We start from the raw sequence: 21,020 nt of genomic DNA on the forward strand, positions 1-21,020 counted from the left end.
ACGTTAGCGTAGGTAGCGTGCCCGCGACGGGCACCCAGCCACGGGCAGGTCCGTGCCGTTCGAGCGGAGAGCCCATGACCACCACAGTGAGCGCCATGCACAGCGACGACGACGAAACCCGCGACCCCAGGACGTTCACGGGTGGCCTGAAGCCGGCCATGCGCGGCTGGATCCACCTGGGCACCACGCCGCTGGCGCTCGTGGCCGGGCTGGCCCTTGTGGCCCTCTCCCCCACCCGGGAGGCCCGGATCAGCACGGCGGTATTCGCACTCTCCGCCGTCGTGCTGTTCGGCACGTCCGCCGTCTACCACCGCGGGACCTGGTCCGCGCGCTGGTACGGCATCCTGCGCCGCGCGGACCACTCGAACATCTTCCTGCTCATCGCCGGTACGTACACGCCGCTGGCGGTGCTGCTCCTGGACAGCTCGACGGCGACGCTGCTGCTGGTCATCGCCTGGTCCGGCGCCCTGCTCGGGATCGCCGGTCGCCTGCTCTGGCTCGACGCGCCGCGCTGGCTGTACGTGCCGATCTACATGGCGCTGGGCTGGGTCTCGTTCTGGTTTCTGCCGACGTTCTGGCGCACCGGTGGTCCGCTCGTCGTGTCCTTGATCCTGCTCGGTGGGCTCGCCTACACGTTGGGCGCGCTGGCATACGGGATGAGGCGGCCGAACCCCAGCCCGCGCCGGTTCGGCTTCCACGAGATCTTCCACGTCGGGACCGTCGTCGGCTGGGCCTGCCACTTCACGGCAGTCTCCGTCGCGTCCTACCACGCCTGAGCGGTCGATAGGCTCGTCCACCAGGCGCTCCGGCGCGACACGTTCCACGCGAGGGGCAGGCATGGCGCACGACCGCACCGATCTCTGGACAACACCACCGGCCGAGCTGCTGCGGCCGGGCGGCGGTTTCGACCTCGCCGACATGGACCGCGGCGACGCACCCGGGTGGTCCGGCGGCAAGAAGGATTCGAAGGCGTTCCTCGCCGACCGCGCACCGCTGCTCTCGGAGCTCCAGGAGCGGTTGTTCGCCCACGGCCGCACGGGCGGGGACCGCTCCGTGCTGCTGGTGATCCAGGGGCTCGACACCGCGGGCAAGGGCGGCGTCGTCCGCCACGTCATCGGGATGGTCGACCCGCAGGGCGTGGCGCTGCGGGCCTTCGGTGTCCCGACGGCCCAGGAGCGCCGCCACCACTACCTGTGGCGCGTTCGCCGGGCCCTGCCGAAGCCGGGGATGATCGGCGTCTTCGACCGCTCGCACTACGAGGACGTGCTGGTCCCGCGCGTGCAGGGAGAGATCGACGAGGAGGTCTGGAAGAAGCGATACCGGGAGATCAACAGGTTCGAGGAGCGGGTCGCCGCGGCCGGCACGACGATCATCAAGGTGGCGCTCATGCCCTCCTACGAGGAGCAGGGCCTGCGCCTGATGGAACGGCTCGACCGCCCGGAGAAGCACTGGAAGTTCGACCCGGGCGACGTCGACACCCGCCTGAGGTGGGACGACTACCAGGCCGCCTACGCCGACGTCTTCGCGAACACGCACACCGACGCGGCGCCCTGGCACGTGATCCCGGCCGACCGGAAGTGGTACACGCGCCTGGTGGTCACCGAGCTGCTCACTCAGGCCCTGATCGACCTCGGCCTCGGGTGGCCGCGGCCGCGGTGGCGGGTGGCGACTCAGAAGCGCCGGCTGGCGGAGACGATGAGCGAGGAGTCGCTCGCCGAGGCGGCCGAGAAGGCCCGGAAGAAGGCGGCGCAGTTCCAGGTGGAGGAGGAGGCCTACGCGGCCACCGTCAACGAGGTCGACGACGACGGACCCGTACGAGCCGAGGAGTCCGCGGCGGACGACCACATGGACGAGCCCGCCACGTCACGGAGGTCGAAGCAGGCGCCGGCCGAGAAGAAGCACAAGAAGCACAACAACAAGGACAAGGACAAGAAGGGGAAGAAGAAGTCCTGACCCTCCGTCCCGCTGGAGCCAGCTCGGATAGCTCGCCGGAGCCGGGGGCACTCGGCCGTGGGGACGCGGCCGGCGTAGGTCGACCCGGGTAGCCAGGCGCGACATTCTCGACCCCGGTCCCGAGGTCAGGTTCACGCCCCCGGTGACGAGCCCGTCTGCTCGCGGTGACCGGCGCCGCCCGGGCTGGGTTCGCCGTCGTCCGGCTTCTCGCCGTCCCACCCGCCGTCCGACGTCTCGCCGCCGTCCGCCTGCTCCTGCTCCTCGGCGGCCGCTTCCTCCTCGAGGCGCCGGACCTCGGCGTTGTGCTCGACGCGGCGCATGTGCTTGACCATCGAGCGGAACAGCGGGATCACCGCGAGGGCCAGCAGGAAGAACCCGAAGACGAAGCCCATGAGCCCGGGGCTGGCCTCCCACGCCTGGAGCTCGCTCGGCTCGGGGCTGGGCGAGGGCGACTCGGCCAGGAGCACGGCCAGGATCATGGGGCGGCCTCGTCGAGGGCGAGCCCTTCCGGCACGACGCCGGCGAAGAGGTCGTCCTCCATCCCGTCCGCCACGGGCACCCGCGCCTTCGCCAGCTCGAACTGCTCGAACGGCCACACCTGAGCCTCGAGGTCGCGCGGGATCTGGAAGAAGAAGCCGTCAGGGTCGATCTGCGTCGCGTGGGCCCGCAGCGCGTCGTCCCGCTGCGGGAAGTAGTCCGAGCAGACGATCCGCGCCGTCGGGTTGCGCTGCGGCCAGTCGCCGCGCCGCTCGATCCACTCGGCGAACGGTGAGACGAGCTCTCGTCCCAGCATCGCCTCGTGGAGCGCCATGATCCGGTCGACGGAGAACGACACGTCGTAGTAGAGCTTCTGCACCGCCCACGGCTCGCCGGCCTCCGGGTACGCCTCCGGGTCCGCGGCGGCCTCGTACGCGGCGACGGCGATCCGGTGGGAGCGGATGTGGTCCGGGTGCGGGTACCCGCCGTTCTCGTCGTAGCAGGTCATCACGTGCGGCTTGAACGTGCGCACCTGGCGCACGAGGGCACCGACGGTGACCTCCATCGGCTCGGCCGCGAAGGAGCCCTCGGGCAGCGGCGGGAGCGGGTCGCCCTGGGGCAGGCCGGAGTCCACGAACCCGAGCCACACGTGCTCGATCCCCAGCGCGGCGGCCGCGGCGGCCATCTCCCGACGGCGGTACCCCGGCATGTCCCGCAGGATCTCCGGGTCGTCGGCAAGCTTGGGGTTGAGGATGTCGCCCCGCTCGCCGCCCGTGCAGGTCACCACCTGGACCCGGTGCCCCTCAGAGGCGTAGCGCGCCATCATGCCCGCACCCTTGCTCGACTCGTCATCGGGATGTGCGTGGACGGCCATCAGCCGCAACGCCTCGTCGGTCACTTTGTCCTCCACCTCGTCGGTCGCGCAGCAGCGTCGATCGAATCCAGGACACAATGGTCTCGCATCCGCGTGGATGGTTGCCACGCCGTTTCATCCCCGACCTCGAGGAGCCGCTCCGTGACCCACCCGGCAGGCGCCCCGGGACGCCGCGGTCCCGAGCCGGGCGCCGGCAGCGCGGACGCCACCGGCGGTGCGGCGAGCCGCGGCGCGAGCGGGGATCCCGCGATCATGGCGGCCCGGTACGGCCGGACACGGACGGGCCGGCGAGGCATCGTCGTCGCGGCGGTCGTCGCCGTCCTCCTCGTCGGGGGCGGCATCGGCGTCCAGGCGTCCAACCTCGGCCGCCCGTCCGTGATGACCGATTCCCTCGGCTTCACGGTCCAGGACGCGACCCGCACCACCGTGCGGTTCTCCGTACGGACGGACCCCGGGACGACCGTCCGCTGCTCCGTCGTCGCCCTGAACGAGACCTTCACGCAGGTCGGCTTCCGGGAGGTGGAGATCGGGCCGGTCGCGCAGCAGCGGACCGCGCACGAGGTCGACGTGACCACGACCGAGCTCGCCACCACGGGCGGCGTCGAGGAGTGCACCATCATCGACGCAGGTTGAGCACCCCGCTGATAGACTCGACGTTTTACACCGCCCGGGATCAGCGCACAGGTCGCGTGGAGCCGGGCGTCATCAGGTCTCATGCCTCGGCCGCACATGTGCTGGCCGGGGCATCGAACGTATGTGGAGGAGGAGCCGTGACACAGGCCAGCACGACCACCTGGCTCACCCAGGAAGCGTACAACCGACTCAAGTCGGAGCTCGAGCACCTGACGGGCCCCGGGCGCCAGGACATCGCGGAACGGATCGACGCCGCGCGCCAGGAGGGGGACCTGAAGGAGAACGGCGGCTACCACGCTGCTCGCGAGGAGCAGGCCAAGCAGGAGGCGCGGATCTACCACCTGACCGAGCTGCTGCGTAACGCCCACGTCGGTGAGGCGCCGCCGGACGACGGCGTCGTCGAGTCCGGCATGGTCGTCACCTGCACCATCGCCGGCAAGGACCGGACGTTCCTGCTCGGCTCGCGCGAGGGCGCGCCGGACCTCGAGATCGACGTGTACTCGGAGTCCTCCCCCCTCGGCTCCGCGCTGGTGGGCAAGAAGACCGGCGACACGGCCACCTACGAGACGCCGAGCGGCGCGCAGATCGACGTCAAGATCAAGGACGTCAAGCCCTTCAAGGGCTGACCTCTCCCACCTACCGGCCCGAGGCTCCACGGCCACGAACGAGGGCAGCCGCAGAACGATCTGCGGCTGCCTTCGTCGTTCGGTTCAGGGCCCCTGCACCCGGTACCCGCGTTCGCGAAGCCTGGCCAGCACGGCTTGGCAGTGCTCGGGGCCCTTGGTCTCCAGCTCGACCGAGATGTCGACCTCATCGACCGCCAGCCCCGCCGACGTGCGCGAGTGCGAGACGTCGAGCACGTTCGCCTCGACCTCCGCCAGCTCGGCCAGCAGGCGGGCGAGCGTGCCCGGTGCGTCCTTGACCATCACGTGCGTCTGGAGGTACCGCCCGACGGCCGCCATACCGTGCCGGATGATGCGCAGCAGCACCAACGGGTCCACGTTTCCGCCGGTCAGCACCACCACCACGGGCCCGGCGAAGGCGCTCGGGTCGGCCAGCACCGCGGCCACCCCCGCCGCGCCGGAGGGCTCCACCACCAGCTTGGAGCGCTCGACCATGTGGAGCACCGCTCGGGAGAGCAGGTCCTCGCTGACCGTGCGGACCTCGCGCACGTGCTCGGCAACGAGCGGGAACGGCACGTCACCCGGCAGGCCGACGGCGATACCGTCCGCCATCGTGCTCGGCTCCGACAGCAGCACGGGGTGCCCGGCAGCGAGCGAGCCCGGATAGGCCGCCGCTCCGGAGGCCTGCACGCCGACCACCTCGATCGTCGGATCGACGCTGTGCAGGGCGGCGGCGACACCGGCGATCAGCCCGCCGCCGCCGGTGGGCACCACGACGGTCCGCACGTCCGGGACCTGCTCGAGGATCTCCAGGCCGATCGTGCCCTGGCCGGCGACGATGTCCGGATGGTCGTAGGGATGGATGAGGACGCGCCCGCTCGACTCGGCCTCGGCACGGGCGGCGGCGAGCGCGGCGTGGACGTCGTCACCGGCGAGGACGATCTCGGCGCCGTACCGGCGGGTGGCCTCGACCTTGGGCAGCGCGGCGTCGGTCGGCATGACGATGCGCGCGGAGATACCCAGCAGCTTCGCGGCCAGTGCGACGCCCTGGGCGTGGTTGCCGGCAGACGCGGCGACGACGCCACGTACCTTCTCGTCGTCGTCCAACCTGCTCATACGAACGTAGGCGCCGCGCAGCTTGAACGAACCGGTGTGCTGGAGGTTCTCCGCCTTGAACATGACGGGTGCGCCGACCCGCTCGGCCAGGGCGGGGGAATGCTCGACCGGGGTGCGGTGCACGACGCCGTCGATCGTCGCCGCAGCGTCCCGGAAGGTCGCTTGGTCGAAGCCGTGCGTCACCGTCGCGTGCCGCCCCGTGCGTTCGAGCCGCCACCTCCGCCGTCCCGGCGCTGCCGGGTGCTGGTGTCACCACCTGTCCCGATCGGGGCGGCCACCGTGCCGGCGGGCACGTCGTCCGGCTCCGCACGCCCGGATCCCTCAGCCGGCCCGTCACCACGCGGCGGCACGGTCTCCGAACGCACGTAGGACCCCGGCGGACCGCCGGAGCGATCCGGGTCGTCGGCGAGCCGCGGATACTTGTCGTGGCCGTAGAGGTAGAGCAGCACCGTGTTGATCGTCGCGACGACGGGGACCGCGAACAGCGCACCGAGCAGGCCGGCGATACCGGTCCCGGCGGTCACGGCCAGCACGATCGCGAGCGGGTGCAGCGCGAGCGCGTTGCCCTGCAGCCACGGCTGCAGCACGTTGCCCTCGAGCTGCTGCACGAGCAGCACGATGCCGAGCATGATCAGCGCCGTCACCAGCCCCTGGTCGACCAGCGCGACGGCGACCGCCACGATGCCCGAGAGCACCGCACCGATGATCGGGATGAAGGAGAAGAGAAAGACCAGGATGCCGATCGGGATCGCCAACGGGACGCCCAGAATGGCCGCTCCGGTGGCGATCCCGACGGCATCGACGAACGCGACCAGGATCTGCGTGCGGGTGTACCCGCCGAGCGTCGTCCAGCCGCGGATCCCGGCCTCGTTCACCTTGTCGCGGGCCCCGACGGGCACGAGCCGGACGAACCAGTGCCAGATCTTCCTGCCGTCCTTGAGGAAGAAGAACAGGGAGAACACCATCAGGATGGCGCCGGTGACGACGGACGCCACCGAGCTCGTCGCGCCCATGACACCGCTGACCAGCGTGTCGGAGTTCGACCGGACCTGCTCCATGCCCTGGTCGAGCCACTGACGGACCTGGGCCTCATCGGCACCGAGCGGTCCGCTGGCGAGCCAGTTGATGCCTTCCTGGAAGGCCGCGCCGACGCGGTCGGCCAGGTCCGCGAACCCATCGATGATCGAATCGGCGGCGAGAGTGATGAGTCCGGCCACCAGAGCGAGCAGCAACAGGATCGACACACCCGCCGCGAGCGTCCTCGGGAAGTGGAGCACGCGCCGGAGCCAGCCGGCCACGGGCTCGAGGAGCACGGCGACCAGCAGCGCGATGAAGACCGACGCGACGATCGTCTTGAACGTGATGATCAGGTAGATCAACAGCGCGAGGGCGGCCGCGACGAGCAGCATGCGCCAGGACCAACCGGCCGCGATGACCAGCGTCCGAGGCACGCCGTTGACGACAGACGAGTTGGCCGCGGGGAGCGAGCCCGTCGACGTCGGCGGCCTGGCAGGAGACGCGGTGGGCTTGCGTGCGCGGCCCAGCAGGCCGCCGCGCTTTCCGCTGCTCTCGCTCATCTACCCCTGCCACCTGTGACGACGATCTGTCATGGACCCGGCGATCGGCCGTGCAACCTTCAGGTCCCCGCACAGCGTACGGCCTGCGCCGGGACCGCGAGCAGCGACGCCCCGGTGTACGACCAGGTGGACGGCCAGGAGCCGCGCGTGGAACATCCACCCCCGTCCACGCTGTTGAGGTATGTGGATCGAGGCGTAGTGAACCGAGGAGGAGCCATGTTCGGCCTGGAGCGCAAGACCACGATGGTGACGGCCGAGGAGGCACTGCCCGGTCGGGGTGTCAGCGCCTACCCGGTGCCCGAGACGCACGAGGTCCTCGGCACCCCGCTGCAGGGCCCGTGGCCGGAGGGGTCCGAGGTCATGTACGTCGCGATGGGCTGCTTCTGGGGGGCCGAGCGCATCTTCTGGCGTCAGCCGGGCGTGATCTCCACGGCCGCCGGCTACGTCGGTGGATTCACCACGTTCCCCACGTACGAGCAGGTGTGCACCGGCCAGACCGGCCACACCGAGGGGGTGCAGGTGGTCTACGACCCCGAGCAGACCTCCCCCGAGCTGCTCCTCAAGGCGTTCTGGGAGAACCACGACCCGACGACGGCGAACCGCCAGGGCAACGACATCGGCACCCAGTACCGGTCCGGGATCTACTGGACGACGCCGAGCCAGGAGGCGGCAGCGCGCTCCACCCGCGACGCGTTCCAGGAGGTGCTCACCGAGCACGGGCACGGCACCATCGCCACCGAGCTGCTGCCGTGGTCCGGCGAGTTCTACTACGCGGAGGACTACCACCAGCAGTACCTACAGAAGAACCCGGGCGGATACTGCAACCACGGCCCCAACGGTCTGACGTGCCCGGTCGGGCTGGTCCCGACGCAGGATCAGGCGCCGGCACAGATCGACGTCGCGCCGCCTCAGGACTAGGTGGCGGGGCGCGCGACCCGTGGCTACGCGCGGCGAAGCTGAGCCGTAGGGGGGTGCTAGCCTCCACCCCCCAGAGCCCCGGCTCCCCACGAGGGGCCGGGGCTCTTGCTGTGCGGGCGGCCGATTCACGACGGCCGCGGGATCACTCGCGCGGGACGTCACCGCGCCATGCGCCGGTCTCGACGCCACGCGACTCGATGAACTCCTTGAACCGCTGGGCATCGCCCTTGACCCGGCGCTCGTCGACGCCCACCGCGTCCCCGGCCTTCTCCACGACGCCCTGGGGCTCCCAGTCCATCTGGATGGTGACCCGGGTCGAGCTCGCGTCGAGCTTGTGGAACGTCACGACGCCGGACTGCTGGACCTCACCGCTGACCGTCGTCCAGGCGATGCGCTCCTCCGGGTGCTGCTCGGTGATCTTCGTGTCGAACTCGCGCGACACTCCCCCGGTGCTGACCTTCCAGTGGTTGTGCACGTCGTCGACCTGCGAGACCGAGTCCACGCCCTCCATGAACTCCGGAAAGGACTCGAACTGAGTCCACTGGTCGTACGCGGCGCGGATCGGCACGTTGACGTCGATGGACTCGCTCACCTGGCTCATGTGGGCTACCTCCCGTGTAGGACCTTGTGGTCGTTCCCCACACAAGCACGCGGGCCTACGGCTCGCACGTCCAACGGGCGTGGCCAGAGCCTCGATGGCGCTCCCGGCCGCACGGTCATCGGGCCGGCGGCTGCGCGTGACCGAGGACGGAGGGCCGGCCACCGCATAGGCTGGTACGCCCGTCCGCCACCGCGCCGGCTGCCCACGAACGAGAGGAACCCATGTCCCAGCTCCCCACCGCGACCGGCGGCTTCGGCGACAAGCCGGAGCTGACCTTCCCCGACACCGCCGCCCCCGAAGACCTTCAGGTCAAGGTGCTCGAGCAGGGCTCCGGCGACACGGTCCAGGCCGGCGACACCATCGTCGTCAACTACCTCGGCCAGACCTGGGGCGGCCAGGTCTTCGACAACTCCTACGACCGCGGCGACACGCTGAACTTCCCCGTCGGGACGGGCCAGGTCATCGGCGGCTTCGACGAGGGACTCACGGGTCAGCAGATCGGCTCCCGGGTCCTGCTCTCGGTTCCGCCGGAGCACGGCTACGGCCCGCGCGGTGTGCCGCAGGCCGGCATCAAGGGCACCGACACCCTGGTGTTCGTCGTCGACGTGGTCGGCGTGGAGTAGGCACTCCCCCCGCCGAGGGCAGCCGATAGAACCGAAAGCGGCTGTTCAAACAGCTGCTATTGGTGCAACTTGCCGCTCTCGGCGGCTGGCCAGTCAACTTGCCGCTCTCGGCGCCGACTCAGACAGGACGACGGCGGCCGCTCGGGTGAGCGCCGCCGTCGTCTGCGTTCGCGGTCCTGACGGTTGTGGTTCTCCGCGGGTTACTCGCCGCCGCGCAGGATCGCCAGCAGGCGCAGGAACTCGATGTAGAGCCACACCAGCGTCACGGCGAGGCCGAACGCCGCGGACCAGGCGTAGCGCGCCGGGGCACCACCCTCGACGCCACGCTTGATGGCGTCGAAGTCCATGATGAGGACCAGGGCGGCGAGCCCGATGGCGAAGATGCCGAGGACCACGCCGAGCGGGATGCCGCCGAAGATCGGGAGCTCGGCTCCTCGCATGCCCCACGGGTTGTCCGACACCCCGGTCCACATGACGACCAGGTTGACGAGCGAGAACGCCGCGTAGGAGATGACGGCGATCATCAGCCACTTGGTGAACTTCGGCGTCACTCGGACGGCGCCGGACTTGAACAGGAACAAGGAGACCGCGAACGTCACCATGGTGCCGATCACGGCCTGCAGCGCGATGCCTTCGTAGTTCGGCCCGAAGTTCTCGAACATCGCCGAGATGCCGCCGAGGAACAGACCCTCGGCGGCGGCGTAGGCCATGATCAGCGCCGGCGAGGGCTCGCGCTTGAAGGCGTTCACCAGTCCGAGCACGAGGCCGACGATGAGGCCGCCGAACGTCAGGATCATGTTCGCGTCGAAGAGCAGCCAGTTGGCCGCCGCGGCGAGCACGATGACGCCGAGGACCATGCCGGTCTTCATGATGACGTCGTCGTAGGTCATCCGGCCGGTGTCGGCCGGAGCGGCGGGCGGCCCCTGGTAGGCGCGCTCGATGTTCTCGAACTGCTGCTCGGGAGTCATGCCGGGCGCCTGCGTCTGGCCGTATGGCTGGCTGTACCCGTACTGCCCCTGGGGGGCGTAGGCGGTGGCCTGCCCGCCACGCTGACCGCCGGGCGCGTTGCCCCGGCGAGTCCGCTTCGACGGATCGCCGAACATCGGACTTCTCTCGAAGACGGGGTTGCTCACTGTGCCTCCTGCTCGCGGCGAACGGGTCCGTGCGGTACCCGGGGAAGTCGCTGGTCTTGTCCCCCATGATACGGGCCCGGGGGCCTGCGCCGGGGATACTTCTCCCCAGGTGAAACGCCAGGGCGCCGCGCAGAGTTCCGAGCGCCGGCCAGCTCCCCCTCCGCGCCTCCCTCCGGGGACGGAGACGCGGCTCGGCGCCGCCGAAGAATCATCCCTTCGGCCGATTCCTCACGCCGCGGTCCGCGCCTACGGTGGTCCCGCAGCACCAACCGACCCGGAGAGGCGAAGATGATCGAGGCGCAAGACCTCACCAAGCGATACGGCTCCAAGACGGCCGTCGACGCCGTCAGCTTCACCGTCGAGCCGGGCACCGTCACCGGCTTCCTCGGCCCCAACGGAGCCGGAAAGTCCACGACCATGCGCATGATCGTGGGCCTGGACCGGCCGACCGCAGGCAGTGTCAGCGTCAACGGCAAGCGGTACGCCAACCACCATTCCCCGCTCAACGAGGTCGGCGTCCTGCTGGACGCCAAGGCCGTGCACAGCGGCCGCACCGCCCGCTCGCACCTGCGGACCATGGCCGCCACCCACGGCATCCCCGCCAAGCGGGTCGACGAGGTCATCGACATGACCGGACTGTCCGGCGTCGCCCGCAAGCGGGTCGGTGGCTTCTCCCTCGGCATGGGGCAGCGCCTCGGCATCGCTTCGGCCATGCTCGGCGACCCGAAGACCCTGATCCTCGACGAGCCGGTCAACGGCCTCGACCCGGAGGGCGTGCAGTGGGTGCGCCAGCTCGTGAAGTACCTGGCCGGCGAGGGCCGCACGATCTTCCTGTCCTCGCACCTGATGAGCGAGATGGCGCTGACGGCGGACCGACTGCTGGTCATCGGCCGCGGCAGGATCATCACCTCCGGACCTGTCCAGGACGTCATCGACTCCGTGAGCCGCACCACCGTACGGGTCCGCTCGCCACAGGCGTCGGAGCTCGCCGAGCTGCTCCGCAGCAGCGGCGGCGCCACGATCACGCCGGGCGGTGACGGTGTGCTCGACGTCCACGACGTCACGGCGGAGCAGGTCGGCGAGACCGCGGCGGCCCGCGGCATCGTCCTGCACGAGCTCACGCCCCAGCGGGGCAGCCTCGAGGAGGCCTACATGACCCTGACCCAAGACGAGGTCGAGTTCCGGTCCGAGCCCACCGGCGACCAGGAGGCGAACCGATGAGCGCAACGAGCACAGTCACCTCCGGCCGGCACAGCGGAGCCGGTACGGCGGTCGACGCCCGGCTGACCTTTGCCGGCGTCATGAAGGGCGAGTGGATCAAGCTCGCCTCGCTGCGGTCCACATGGTGGACGCTGGGCATCACGGTCGTCGTGATGACACTCTTCAGCCTGCTGCAGGCCTCGTCCGTGCAGTTCATGACCGAGTCACCCGAGATGGCGGGAATGGTCGCGAACCTCCACGGCGCCGAGCTGGTGACCTCCGGCTACCAGTTCGGCATGGTGACGATCGCGGTCCTCGGGGCGCTGGCCATCACCGGCGAGTACTCGACCGGCATGATCCGCTCGACGTTCGCCGCCGTACCGAGCCGGCTGCCGGTGCTCGTGGCGAAAACCATCGCGCTCGTCGTGCTCAGCACGGTGACCGCGGCCGTCAGCCTCGTCGGGGCGCACCTCGTGGCCATCCCGATGCTCTCGTCCTACGACCTCGTCCCGGCGCTGGACGACCCGGACACCTGGCAGGTCTACGGTGGCATGGCGTTCTTCTTCGTCGCGTCGGCGCTCTTCGCACTCGGTATCGGCACGTTGATGCGCAGCACGGCCGGCACGATCACGACCGTGCTCGGCGTCCTGATGCTGCTGCCCATCGTCCTCGGCTTCGTGAACGTCGACTGGATCCAGGACGCGATGAAGTACCTCCCCTCGAACGCCGCCACGGGCTTCTTGTCGGTCAGTGGCACGTTCGCCGGCGGGGACAGGCTCGAGCCCTGGACCGGGGTCGCCGTCGTCGCGGCCTGGTCGGTGGCGGCGCTGGTAGCAGCGGCCGTCGTGCTCCGCCGTCGGGACGCCTGAGCCGGCACCGCGACCGGGCAGCGACAGCCAGCACCGACGACAACGGCCCCGCACGCCAGGCGGACTCCTGGCGTGCGGGGCCGTTCCTGTGCTGTCAGCAACAGCCGGCGCGTTGCTAGCCCTGCGTGCTTCCCGTGCTGCTCTTCGAAGACGAGTCCCTCTTCGCCGAGGCCTGAGAGTCCTCCGAGTCCTTCGAGGGCTCCGGCTCGGCGGGCTGGGGCGACCCGGTCGCGCCGGACTGCCCGGCCCCGGACGGCCCGCCCTTCGGCGGCGTCTGCCCGGTGACCCGCTCCCACGCGGCGCGCGGGTTCTGCAGCGCGCCGAGCGGCACGAGCTCGCGGTGGAAGAACAGTGCGGAGGTCCAGTCCAGGAGGATGCGGACCCTGCGCTCCATCGAGGGCATCGCCAGGACGTGGTAGCTGCGGTGCATGAACCAGGCCAGCGGGCCGCGGAACTTGTGGCCCATGATCTGGGCGACGCCCTTGTACAGGCCGAGGGAGGCCACGGTTCCCATGTTCTCGTGGCAGTAGTCCTCGAGGGGCTCGTCGGACAGCGCCCGGACGAGGTTCGCGCCCAGGTGCCGGCCCTGACGCACGGCGTGCTGCGCCGTCGGGGCGCAGGTGCCGTCCGGGGTGGGGTTGCCGGCGATGTCCGGGACGGCGGCGCAGTCGCCGGCCGCCCAGGCGTTCTTGACGACGTCGCCCTCGGCGGTGACCACCTGGAGCTTGGTGTTGGTGCGCACCCGTCCCCGGTCGTCGAGCGGCAGGTCCGTGTTGTCGAGGACGGGGTTGGCCTTGACGCCGGCGGTCCACACGATCGTGTCCGCCTCGAACGTCTCGCCCGAGGACAGCTCGATCTTGTTGTCGACGCAGGAGTTGAGGAACGTGTTGAGGTGGATCTCGACGCCACGCTCGCGCAGCTGCTCGATGGCGTAGCCGCCGAGCTCCTCGCCGACCTCCGGCAGGATCCGACCCATGCCCTCGACGACGACGAACCGCAGGTCGGAGGCCTCGATGGAGTCGTACTCGCGGGTGGCGGTGCGCGCCATGTCCTCGATCTCGCCGAGCGCCTCGATGCCGGCGAAGCCGCCGCCGACGAAGACGAAGGTGAGCATCCGCCGGCGCTTCTCCGGGTCCCAGGTGGAGGCGGCCTCGGCGAGCTTGCCCAGGACCTGGTTGCGCAGCGCCGTCGCCTCCTCGATGTGCTTGAAGCCGATGGCGTGCTCGGCGAGACCGGGGATGGGCAGCGCGCGGGCGACCGAGCCGAGGCCGACGACGAGGTGGTCGTAGGTGACCTCGTACGAGTCGTCACCGTTGCTCGGGGCGATCACGGCCGTCTGCTCGCCGTGCCGGATCTCGGCGATGGAGCCGGTCAGCACCGTGGCACCGCTCAGCTCGCGGCGCAGCGAGGTGACGACGTGGCGCGGCTCGATCGAGCCGGCCGCCGCCTCCGGCAGGAACGGCTGGTAGGTCATGTACGGGTGCGGATCGACGACGGCGATCTCCGCGTCCTGCCGCCCGATGCGTTTGCGCAGCGCCAGCGCCGTGTACAGGCCGATGTAGCCGCCGCCCGCGATGAGGATGCGCGGTGTGCGCCCCTCGACGGACAGGACGGGCCGCACGGCGTCTTCGCGTCGGGCCTGCGCGGCCTTCGCGGCGAGGAGGCCGGCGCCCGCCAGGGCGGCCGAGACAGCAAGTGCGCGCACGGTGGAAGCCATGGGGTCATCGTATGAGCGATCGCCCGACGTCGAATGTTGAGAGCCAAGTTTGGTTCCGTGATACCTGACACGTACCCACGTTTGACCCGAGGGTGACGAGGTTGCTCAGCTGCGACGGCGCGACTCGTCCGCGTTGCCACGGCCGCCTGGGGAGCGCCCGGTGAGCGCGCCGAGGACCCACGCGACGGCGCCGGCGATCGCGCCGACGAGGGTTCCCGTGACGAGGCTCGAGCCCACCGCAAAGGTGCGCAGGATCAGTGACTGCGCCTCCGGGTCGGTGCCGGCCAGGTTGCCTCCCAGCCGGGGCTGCTCGCCCCCGAAGGTCGCGTCCCACATCAGCTGGTGGCCGAGCGCCAGCAGGGCGCCGTAGCAGACGCCGACCACGAGGAGCGTGAGGAACGCGTTGGGCACCCGCTTCCAGAGCACGACGGCGACCCACACCAGGGGCGGGACGAGGACGAAGAGCGCGTTGAGCGTGGTGCCCTCCTCGATGGCGCCGAGATCATGGAGGACGACGCGCGGGAGCGCGAGCAGTGCCAGGCCGATCAGCCAGGTCAGGGGCAGGCCGAGGCGACGGCGCAGCGAACGGTCGGTCTGCGTGGGAGAGTGCGAGAAGGTCATGCTGACGACGCTAGGGACGCCGGCGATCCGTGACATCCGTCCGTGATCTCCTCGAGGGTCGACACCAGGCGACACCCCGGGTCGCCCCCGCTCGACGGGCGGCGAGGCGGCCGAGGGCGACCCGGCGGAGCAGCGTGCCCCCAACGGGACTCGAACCCGTACTGGACCGGGTTTAAGCCGGCTGCCTCTGCCAGTTGGGCTATGGGGGCGGTGCACTCATCCTGGCACCGGGTCCACCCGGCTCACGACAACGAGAGGGCGATCCCGTCCAGGATGTCGTGCTCGCTCGTCAGCACGCGTCCCAGCCCTGCGCCCCCTGAGCCGTCCTCGCCGGAGCCGCCGACGCCGCGGGGCCCCACGTCCGTCTCGACCCGGGAGACGATCTCCGACCAGATGAGTGCGCCGGCCCCGATGACGTCGATCCGGCCGGGGTGCATGAATCCCATGGCCGCACGCTCGGCGTGCGTGGCGGCCAGCAGCGACGCGCAGGAGCCGTGGACGACCTCGGGCTCGAGCGACGCGCCGTCGATGGCCGCCGGGTCGTACGTGGCCAGACCGAGGGCGTGCGCCGTGACGGTGGTGACCGTGCCCGCCACGCCCACCAGCGTGCGCACCCGCTCCAGCGGGACGACGGCGGCCGCCTCGTCGATCCGGGCACGCACCTCCACCCGGGCGGCGGCGATCTCGTCGTGCGTCGGCGGGTCACTGCGCAGGTGGCGCTCCGTCAGGCGGACGCAGCCGAGGTCGACCGAGCGGGAGGTGAGCTGCTCGCCGTCGCCGAGGACGAACTCCGTCGACCCGCCACCGATGTCGACCACGAGGTGCGGCGGTCCTGCGCCTTCGGCCCGGTCCAGGACGCTCAGGGCGCCGCGAAAGCTCAGTTCGGCCTCCTCGGTGCCGGTGATGACCTCCGGCACCACGCCGAGGGCGTCCCGTACCCCGTCGACGAAGTCCTGCCGGTTGTCGGCGTCGCGACTGGCCGAGGTGGCGACGAACCGCACTCTCTCCACGCCGTGGGCACGGCAGCGCTCGGCGTAGTCGCGTGCCGCGGCGATGGTGCGTTCCAGTGCCACCGGGTCGATGCGGCCGGTGCGATCGACGTCCTGGCCGAGCCGGACCACCTCCATCCGGCGTTCGACGTCGGTCAGCCGGGTGTCGCCGGAGCCGTCGCGGTGCAGGTCCGCCACGAGGAGGCGGATGGAGTTGGTGCCACAGTCGATGGCGGCTACGCGAGTCACGGGCCAACCTTGCCACGTCTCGACCACCTCGCCCGAGCTGAGAACTCTCTACGCTCTGGACATGACCGAGGAGCGCGGGGTCGCCGCCCTGGAGGAGTCCGGCATCGCCTACACCCTCACCCGGCACGGCCCGGTGGCCGGCCTGGAGGAGGCCGCCGCCGCCCGCGGTGTCGACCCGTCGGCGATCATCAAGACCTTGGTGGTGCGCCGAGCGGCCGAGGACTACCTGTTCGTGCTGGTCCCCGGCGGCCGGACGATCTCCTGGCCGAAGCTGCGCGCGCTGCTCGGCGTGAGCCGGATCTCGATGCCGGACGCGGCGACCGCCAGGGAGGTGACCGGGTACGAGCGCGGCACCATCACGCCCTTCGGCTCGACGACCACGTGGCCGGTGGTCGCCGACGCCACGGTCACCGGCACGGTCTCCATCGGCGCCGGCGCCCCCGGCGTCGCGGCGCTCGTGGACGCCGCGGAGCTGGTGGATCGGCTCGGTGCGCAGGTCGCCGACGTCACCGAGCCGGACTGACGCCCGCGTAGTCTCGTCGGCCCCGGAGCTGGCGGTCTGCGCTGGCCGCGAGGGCTCAGCGGCGCCGGTTGCCACCCCGGTCGGTGCCCGGCCGGTTCTGGCCCTTGCGGACGATGCTCCGGATGGTGCCGCGCCGGTCGGGCCGCTTGTCGGGCTCGAGCCAACGCACCCGGGAGCCGCGCCCGCGCACCCGGACCTTCGCCCGTGCCCGGAGCGTGAACGCGGCGAGCGCCGCCGAGATCACCGAGGCGAAGATCACGGCGAACCGGGCGTTCCCGGACTCCTCGGACGCGAAGGACAGCTCGGCGATCAGCAGCGAGACCGTGAACCCGATGCCGGCCAGCATGGCGACGCCGAGCAGGTCGGGAAGATCGACCCCGTGGCCGAGCCGCAGCCGCGTGGTGCGCACGAGGATCGCCACGCCGCCCCAGATGCCGAGCACCTTGCCGAGGACGAGCCCGGCGACGACGCCGAGGACCACGGGGTCCGTGACGAGCTCGGCCACGTCGGTGTCGATCACGGTGACGCCGGCGGCGAAGAACGCGAAGACCGGCAGGGCGAAACCGGCCGAGATCGGCTGGACCTTCTCGACGAAGTGGTGACTGACCTGGTGGTGGTCGCCGTGCCGCATCTTGGCCGGCACGGTCATGCCCAGCAGCACCCCGGCGACGGTGGCGTGCACGCCGGAGGCGTGCATGAGGCCCCACGCGAGGATCCCGAGCGGGACCAGCAGCCACCACTGCAGCATGCGGCGCTGGACGAGCACACCGAAGACCGCCACGATCGCGAGCGCACCGAGCAGGGGCAGGAACTGGATCTCCGCGGTGTAGAACATCGCGATCACGATGATAGCGAGCAGATCGTCGACGACGGCGAGCGTCAGCAGGAACACGCGCGCCGCCGGCGGCAGGCCCTTGCCGAAGATGCCGAGCAGGGCCACGGCGAAGGCGATGTCGGTGGCGGTCGGGATGGCCCAGCCGTGCAGCGCACCGGAGCCGCTGGCCAGCTGGATGACGGTGTAGAACACCGCCGGTGTCACCATGCCCAGCACCGCCGCGATCATGGGCAGCAGGGCCTCGTTGATCCGCCTGAGCGACCCGGTGACGAACTCGGTCTTGAGCTCGAGACCGACGACGAAGAAGAAGATCGCGAGCAGGCCGTCCGCCGCCCAGGTGTGGAGGGCGAGATCGAGGTGCAGCGACTCCGGCCCCACGTGGAAGTCGGCGAGCGAGTGGTACGCGTCCCGCCACGGGGAGTTGGCCCAGAGCAGTGCGAGCACCGCACCGGCGAGCAGCAGGGAGCCGGCGAAGGTCTCGTCCTCCAGGCTCATCCGGATGCGCTTCCTGCGGCTCCGGTTGCTCTCCGTCGGCATGTGATGGTGCACGTGCGGCTCGCGGTGCGGCATGGGCCACCTTTCGTTGGGTCAAATGACGACTCAGACCGCCGACCAGACTTCCCGGCACACCGGCTCACACCTTACGGGAGTCGTCACGGGCGCTCCGAGGCGGATCAGCAGGTGCAGCGGGTGGGGCTCCACACGCCCTCGAGGAGGTCCAGCGTCTCGTCGCCGAAGGGATTCACGCCCGGCCCGACGGCGAGCGTGTGAGCCAGCAGGGCGTGCAGGCACTTCACCCGCGTGGGCATGCCACCGGCGGAGGTGCCGGTGATCTCGGGAACCTCACCGAGCTCGTCCCGCCGGCGCAGGTAGTCGGCGTGGGCCTCGCGATACCGGGCGGCCAGGTCGGGGTCCTCGGCGAGGCGCGCGTTCATGCCCTCCATGACGTGCTCGGCCTCGAGGGTGCTGACGGCCTTCACCGCCGGCGGACACGTGAGGTAGTACGTCGTCGGGAACGGTGTGCCGTCCTCCAGGCGGGACGCGGTGCGCACCACCAGCGGCCGGCCGCACACGCACCTGGCGGCGACGGCGACGAGACCGCGCGGGACCCGTCCCAGCTGCGCGGTGAGGACGGCGACGTCGGCGTCGGTCACGGCCGACGGGTCGGCGGGTTCGGGCTCGTCGGCCGGATCGGGGCCGGCGTGCTGGGGCTCGGTGCGTTGAGGCTCGGTCACCGCGCCATTGTCTACGGAACTGACCCGGCCTGCCGAGGCGGACGGTCTACGGCGTCTGCTCCTCGGTCGGCACGGTCAGGCCGGAGGGATCCTCCTCGCCGACCACGGACTCGCCGGCCACCTGCACCGACTGCCACGTCTGCACGTACCAGGGCGTCGCCGCGGCGCGTTCCGCCTCCCGTTCCGCGGCCCGCGCCTCGGCCTCGTTCTGCCCGCCGGTGACCGTCTCGGGATCGACGACGACGTAGGGCCGCTCCCCCGGCATCACATACCCGAGCCGGTCCCGGGCCTGGGCCTTGACGTACGCGGGGTCCTGCCAGCGCTCGAGCTGGTCGCGCAGCTCGGCGGTGCGCTGCTCGGCCTCGGCCACGTCCGCGTTGAGCTCCCGCAGCTCCTCCTGCTGTGCCACGGCGTAGCGCAGGGTGGGCGCCACGACGGCGAAGGCCACGAGGACCACGATGAACAGCGCAAGGGCTCGCAGGCTGACCGTCGGGCGGGGTCCGCCGTGCGGGGTCCCGAAGGTCAGGGCCCGGCGCCCCGCCTCCTCTCGGCCAATCCGCTTGCCCGACCTGGCGCTGCGGTCCTTGTTGCTGCCCGTGTCGCTGCCCGCCGTGGCGGTGGGCCTCCGCTCGGCCGTGCCGGCGACCCGGGACGTCTTCTTGCGGCCGGTCGTCTTGGCTCCGCCGGCGGGCGGACGGGTGTGCGTGGAGGTCTGGCGGGCGGCGCGGGTGCGTGACGCCGTCGTGCGCGCGCCGGCCCGGCGGGGCGTGGACGGACGGGACGTCATGACGTCATGGTCTCCCACGCGAGCCACGATTCTGCGGAGCCACGGCACGTGAGTCGCGGCAGGAGCGCGGCGCGGCCGCCGGCAGCCCGGTACGCCGCAGGCCCGCCCCGAGACGGGAGCGGGCCTGCGGCGGTCGGGTCGGCAGTCAGCGCCGTTTGGCAGCCCTCGGGAAGGCGCTGCGGCCGGCGTAGAGGGACGCGTCGTCGAGCTCCTCCTCGATGCGGAGCAGCTGGTTGTACTTGTTGATGCGTTCGCCGCGGGCCGGTGCGCCGGTCTTGATCTGCCCGGCGTTCACCGCGACGGACAGGTCCGCGATCGTGGTGTCCTCGGTCTCGCCGGAACGGTGCGAGACCATCGCGGTGTAACCGTTGCGCTGGGCCAGTGCCACGGCGTCGAGGGTCTCGGTCAGCGAACCGATCTGGTTGAGCTTGACCAGCAGCGAGTTCGCCGCGCCCTCCTCGATGCCACGGGTCAGGCGCTCGGGGTTGGTGACGAAGAGGTCGTCGCCGACGATCTGGGTGCGGTCGCCGATCCGGCCGACCAGCTGCGACCAGGAGTCCCACTCGTCCTCGCTCAGCGGGTCCTCGAGGGACACCAGCGGGTAGTCCGCGACGAGCTGCTCGTAGTACGCGACCATCTCCTCGGGCGTCTTGGACTGGCCCTCGAAGTTGTAGCTGCCGCCGGAGAAGAACTCCGTGGCGGCGACGTCGAGAGCCAGGGCGATGTCCTCACCGGCCTTGTATCCGGCCTTGTCGATGGCCTCGAGGATGAGGTCGAGCGCCTCCCGGTTGGAACCGAGGTTCGGTGCGAAGCCGCCCTCGTCGCCCAGGCCGGTGGCCAGGCCGCGGGACTTGAGCACCGACTTCAGGGCGTGGTAGGTCTCGGTCCCCCAGCGCAGCGCCTCCTTGAAGGTCGGTGCGCCGAGCGGGACGATCATGAACTCCTGGATGTCCACGTTGGAGTCCGCGTGGGAGCCGCCGTTGAGGATGTTCATCATCGGCACCGGCAGCAGGTAGGCGTTCGGCCCGCCGACGTAGCGGAAGAGCGGCAGGCCGGCCGACTCGGCGGCGCCCTTGGCCACGGCGAGCGAGACGCCGAGGATGGCGTTCGCGCCGAGCTTGGCCTTGTTGGTGGAGCCGTCGAGGTCGATCAGCGTCTGGTCGATGATGCGCTGCTCGGTGGCGTCGATGCCGAGCACCTCGGGAGCGATGGTGTCGATGACGGAGTCGACGGCGTCCTGGACGCCCTTGCCCTGGTAGCGGTCCTCGTCGCCGTCGCGGCGTTCGACGGCCTCGAAGGCGCCGGTGGAGGCGCCGGAGGGGACGGCCGCGCGAGCGACGGTGCCGTCCTCGAGCGCGACCTCGACCTCCACGGTGGGGTTGCCGCGCGAGTCGAGGATCTCGCGGGCGCCGACGGCCTCGATGCTGGCCACAGGGACTCCTTACGTCAGGGGATGTTCGGGCGGAA

21 protein-coding genes, 1 tRNA gene and 1 pseudogene are annotated in these 21,020 nt (G+C 71.0%); 9 read left to right on the forward strand and 14 right to left on the reverse strand.

The features are described 5' to 3' along the window. Nucleotides 1–74 precede the first annotated feature (74 nt). Entirely contained in the window at nt 75–776 is a 702-nt protein-coding gene (gene trhA, locus ABD907_RS07855; protein ID WP_486334059.1) for a PAQR family membrane homeostasis protein TrhA, read from the forward strand. Between the two features lie 61 nt (nt 777–837). Beyond that, nucleotides 838–1,695: pseudogene (locus tag ABD907_RS07860) on the forward strand (PPK2 family polyphosphate kinase); the annotation flags it as partial. Between the two features lie 389 nt (nt 1,696–2,084). On the opposite strand, the gene ABD907_RS07865 reads toward ABD907_RS07860, so the two are convergent. Together ABD907_RS07865 and mca are read right to left on the reverse strand one after the other, a co-directional pair. Beyond that, nucleotides 2,085–2,432, reverse strand: coding sequence for a hypothetical protein (locus ABD907_RS07865; RefSeq protein ID WP_345215691.1), 348 nt, complete (start codon nt 2,430–2,432; stop codon nt 2,085–2,087). Continuing rightward, nucleotides 2,429–3,304, reverse strand: a complete 876-nt coding sequence (gene mca / locus ABD907_RS07870) for a mycothiol conjugate amidase Mca (protein ID WP_486334060.1) — start codon at nt 3,302–3,304, stop codon at nt 2,429–2,431. The genes ABD907_RS07865 and mca overlap by 4 nt, the downstream gene beginning before the upstream one ends. A 141-nt stretch (nt 3,305–3,445) precedes the next feature. On the opposite strand from mca, the gene ABD907_RS07875 reads away from it, so the two are divergent. Together ABD907_RS07875 and greA are read left to right on the forward strand one after the other, a co-directional pair. Beyond that, a complete protein-coding gene (locus tag ABD907_RS07875) occupies nt 3,446–3,937 on the forward strand; it encodes a DUF4307 domain-containing protein (protein WP_345215693.1) in 492 nt (163 codons plus the stop codon). A 137-nt stretch (nt 3,938–4,074) separates the two neighbouring features. Next, nucleotides 4,075–4,563, forward strand: coding sequence for a transcription elongation factor GreA (gene greA, locus ABD907_RS07880; RefSeq protein WP_345215694.1), 489 nt, complete (start codon nt 4,075–4,077; stop codon nt 4,561–4,563). A gap of 84 nt (nt 4,564–4,647) precedes the next feature. On the opposite strand, the gene ilvA is transcribed toward greA, so the two are convergent. Together ilvA and ABD907_RS07890 are read right to left on the reverse strand one after the other, a co-directional pair. Then, on the reverse strand, nt 4,648–5,859 hold the full coding sequence (gene ilvA, locus ABD907_RS07885) for a threonine ammonia-lyase (RefSeq protein WP_345215695.1): 1,212 nt from the start codon (nt 5,857–5,859) through the stop codon (nt 4,648–4,650). Continuing rightward, entirely contained in the window at nt 5,856–7,253 is a 1,398-nt protein-coding gene (locus ABD907_RS07890) for an AI-2E family transporter (RefSeq protein ID WP_345215696.1), read from the reverse strand. Before ABD907_RS07890 ends, ilvA begins: the two co-directional genes overlap by 4 nt. Before the next feature lie 216 nt (nt 7,254–7,469). Here ABD907_RS07890 and msrA point away from each other — a divergent pair, with 216 nt between their 5' ends. Further along, entirely contained in the window at nt 7,470–8,171 is a 702-nt protein-coding gene (gene msrA / locus ABD907_RS07895) for a peptide-methionine (S)-S-oxide reductase MsrA (RefSeq protein WP_345215697.1), read from the forward strand. 142 nt (nt 8,172–8,313) lie between these two features. On the opposite strand, the gene ABD907_RS07900 is transcribed toward msrA, so the two are convergent. Then, on the reverse strand, nt 8,314–8,772 hold the full coding sequence (locus ABD907_RS07900; RefSeq protein WP_345215698.1) for an SRPBCC family protein: 459 nt from the start codon (nt 8,770–8,772) through the stop codon (nt 8,314–8,316). Nucleotides 8,773–8,993: 221 nt separating this feature from the next. On the opposite strand from ABD907_RS07900, the gene ABD907_RS07905 reads away from it, so the two are divergent. Next, nucleotides 8,994–9,395 (forward strand): FKBP-type peptidyl-prolyl cis-trans isomerase, encoded by a 402-nt coding sequence (locus ABD907_RS07905; protein WP_345215699.1) that lies wholly within the window; start codon nt 8,994–8,996, stop codon nt 9,393–9,395. 200 nt (nt 9,396–9,595) lie between these two features. Here ABD907_RS07905 and ABD907_RS07910 read toward each other — a convergent pair whose 3' ends face one another. Further along, entirely contained in the window at nt 9,596–10,528 is a 933-nt protein-coding gene (locus ABD907_RS07910; protein ID WP_345215700.1) for a Bax inhibitor-1/YccA family protein, read from the reverse strand. A 288-nt stretch (nt 10,529–10,816) separates the two neighbouring features. On the opposite strand from ABD907_RS07910, the gene ABD907_RS07915 reads away from it, so the two are divergent. Continuing rightward, nucleotides 10,817–11,749: an ABC transporter ATP-binding protein gene (locus tag ABD907_RS07915; protein ID WP_345215701.1), complete on the forward strand. Its 933-nt coding sequence runs from the start codon at nt 10,817–10,819 to the stop codon at nt 11,747–11,749. Continuing rightward, complete coding sequence (locus tag ABD907_RS07920; protein WP_345215702.1) at nt 11,746–12,597, forward strand: ABC transporter permease subunit; 852 nt, start codon at nt 11,746–11,748, stop codon at nt 12,595–12,597. Before ABD907_RS07915 ends, ABD907_RS07920 begins: the two co-directional genes overlap by 4 nt. A gap of 115 nt (nt 12,598–12,712) precedes the next feature. Here ABD907_RS07920 and ABD907_RS07925 read toward each other — a convergent pair whose 3' ends face one another. The 4 genes from ABD907_RS07925 to ABD907_RS07940 form a co-directional block, all read right to left on the reverse strand. Beyond that, the gene (locus ABD907_RS07925) at nt 12,713–14,314 is read right to left on the reverse strand and encodes an NAD(P)/FAD-dependent oxidoreductase (protein ID WP_345215703.1); all 1,602 of its coding nucleotides are present in this window, start codon (nt 14,312–14,314) and stop codon (nt 12,713–12,715) included. Between the two features lie 105 nt (nt 14,315–14,419). Next, entirely contained in the window at nt 14,420–14,935 is a 516-nt protein-coding gene (locus tag ABD907_RS07930) for a hypothetical protein (RefSeq protein WP_345215704.1), read from the reverse strand. A gap of 135 nt (nt 14,936–15,070) precedes the next feature. Then, a tRNA-Leu gene (locus tag ABD907_RS07935) sits at nt 15,071–15,144 on the reverse strand. 33 nt (nt 15,145–15,177) lie between these two features. Then, nucleotides 15,178–16,173, reverse strand: coding sequence for a Ppx/GppA phosphatase family protein (locus ABD907_RS07940; protein ID WP_345215705.1), 996 nt, complete (start codon nt 16,171–16,173; stop codon nt 15,178–15,180). A gap of 61 nt (nt 16,174–16,234) precedes the next feature. Here ABD907_RS07940 and ABD907_RS07945 point away from each other — a divergent pair, with 61 nt between their 5' ends. After that, on the forward strand, nt 16,235–16,696 hold the full coding sequence (locus tag ABD907_RS07945) for an aminoacyl-tRNA deacylase (RefSeq protein WP_345215706.1): 462 nt from the start codon (nt 16,235–16,237) through the stop codon (nt 16,694–16,696). 55 nt (nt 16,697–16,751) lie between these two features. On the opposite strand, the gene nhaA is transcribed toward ABD907_RS07945, so the two are convergent. From nhaA to eno, 4 genes are all read right to left on the reverse strand, one after another. Further along, complete coding sequence (gene nhaA, locus ABD907_RS07950) at nt 16,752–18,068, reverse strand: Na+/H+ antiporter NhaA (protein ID WP_486334061.1); 1,317 nt, start codon at nt 18,066–18,068, stop codon at nt 16,752–16,754. Between the two features lie 137 nt (nt 18,069–18,205). Then, entirely contained in the window at nt 18,206–18,685 is a 480-nt protein-coding gene (locus ABD907_RS07955) for a DUF501 domain-containing protein (RefSeq protein WP_345215739.1), read from the reverse strand. A 127-nt stretch (nt 18,686–18,812) separates the two neighbouring features. Next, nucleotides 18,813–19,553, reverse strand: a complete 741-nt coding sequence (locus ABD907_RS07960) for an FtsB family cell division protein (RefSeq protein ID WP_345215708.1) — start codon at nt 19,551–19,553, stop codon at nt 18,813–18,815. A gap of 145 nt (nt 19,554–19,698) precedes the next feature. Beyond that, a complete protein-coding gene (gene eno, locus ABD907_RS07965; protein ID WP_345215709.1) occupies nt 19,699–20,985 on the reverse strand; it encodes a phosphopyruvate hydratase in 1,287 nt (428 codons plus the stop codon). Between the last annotated feature and the right edge of the window lie 35 nt (nt 20,986–21,020).

This window comes from Georgenia halophila (genome assembly GCF_039541595.1).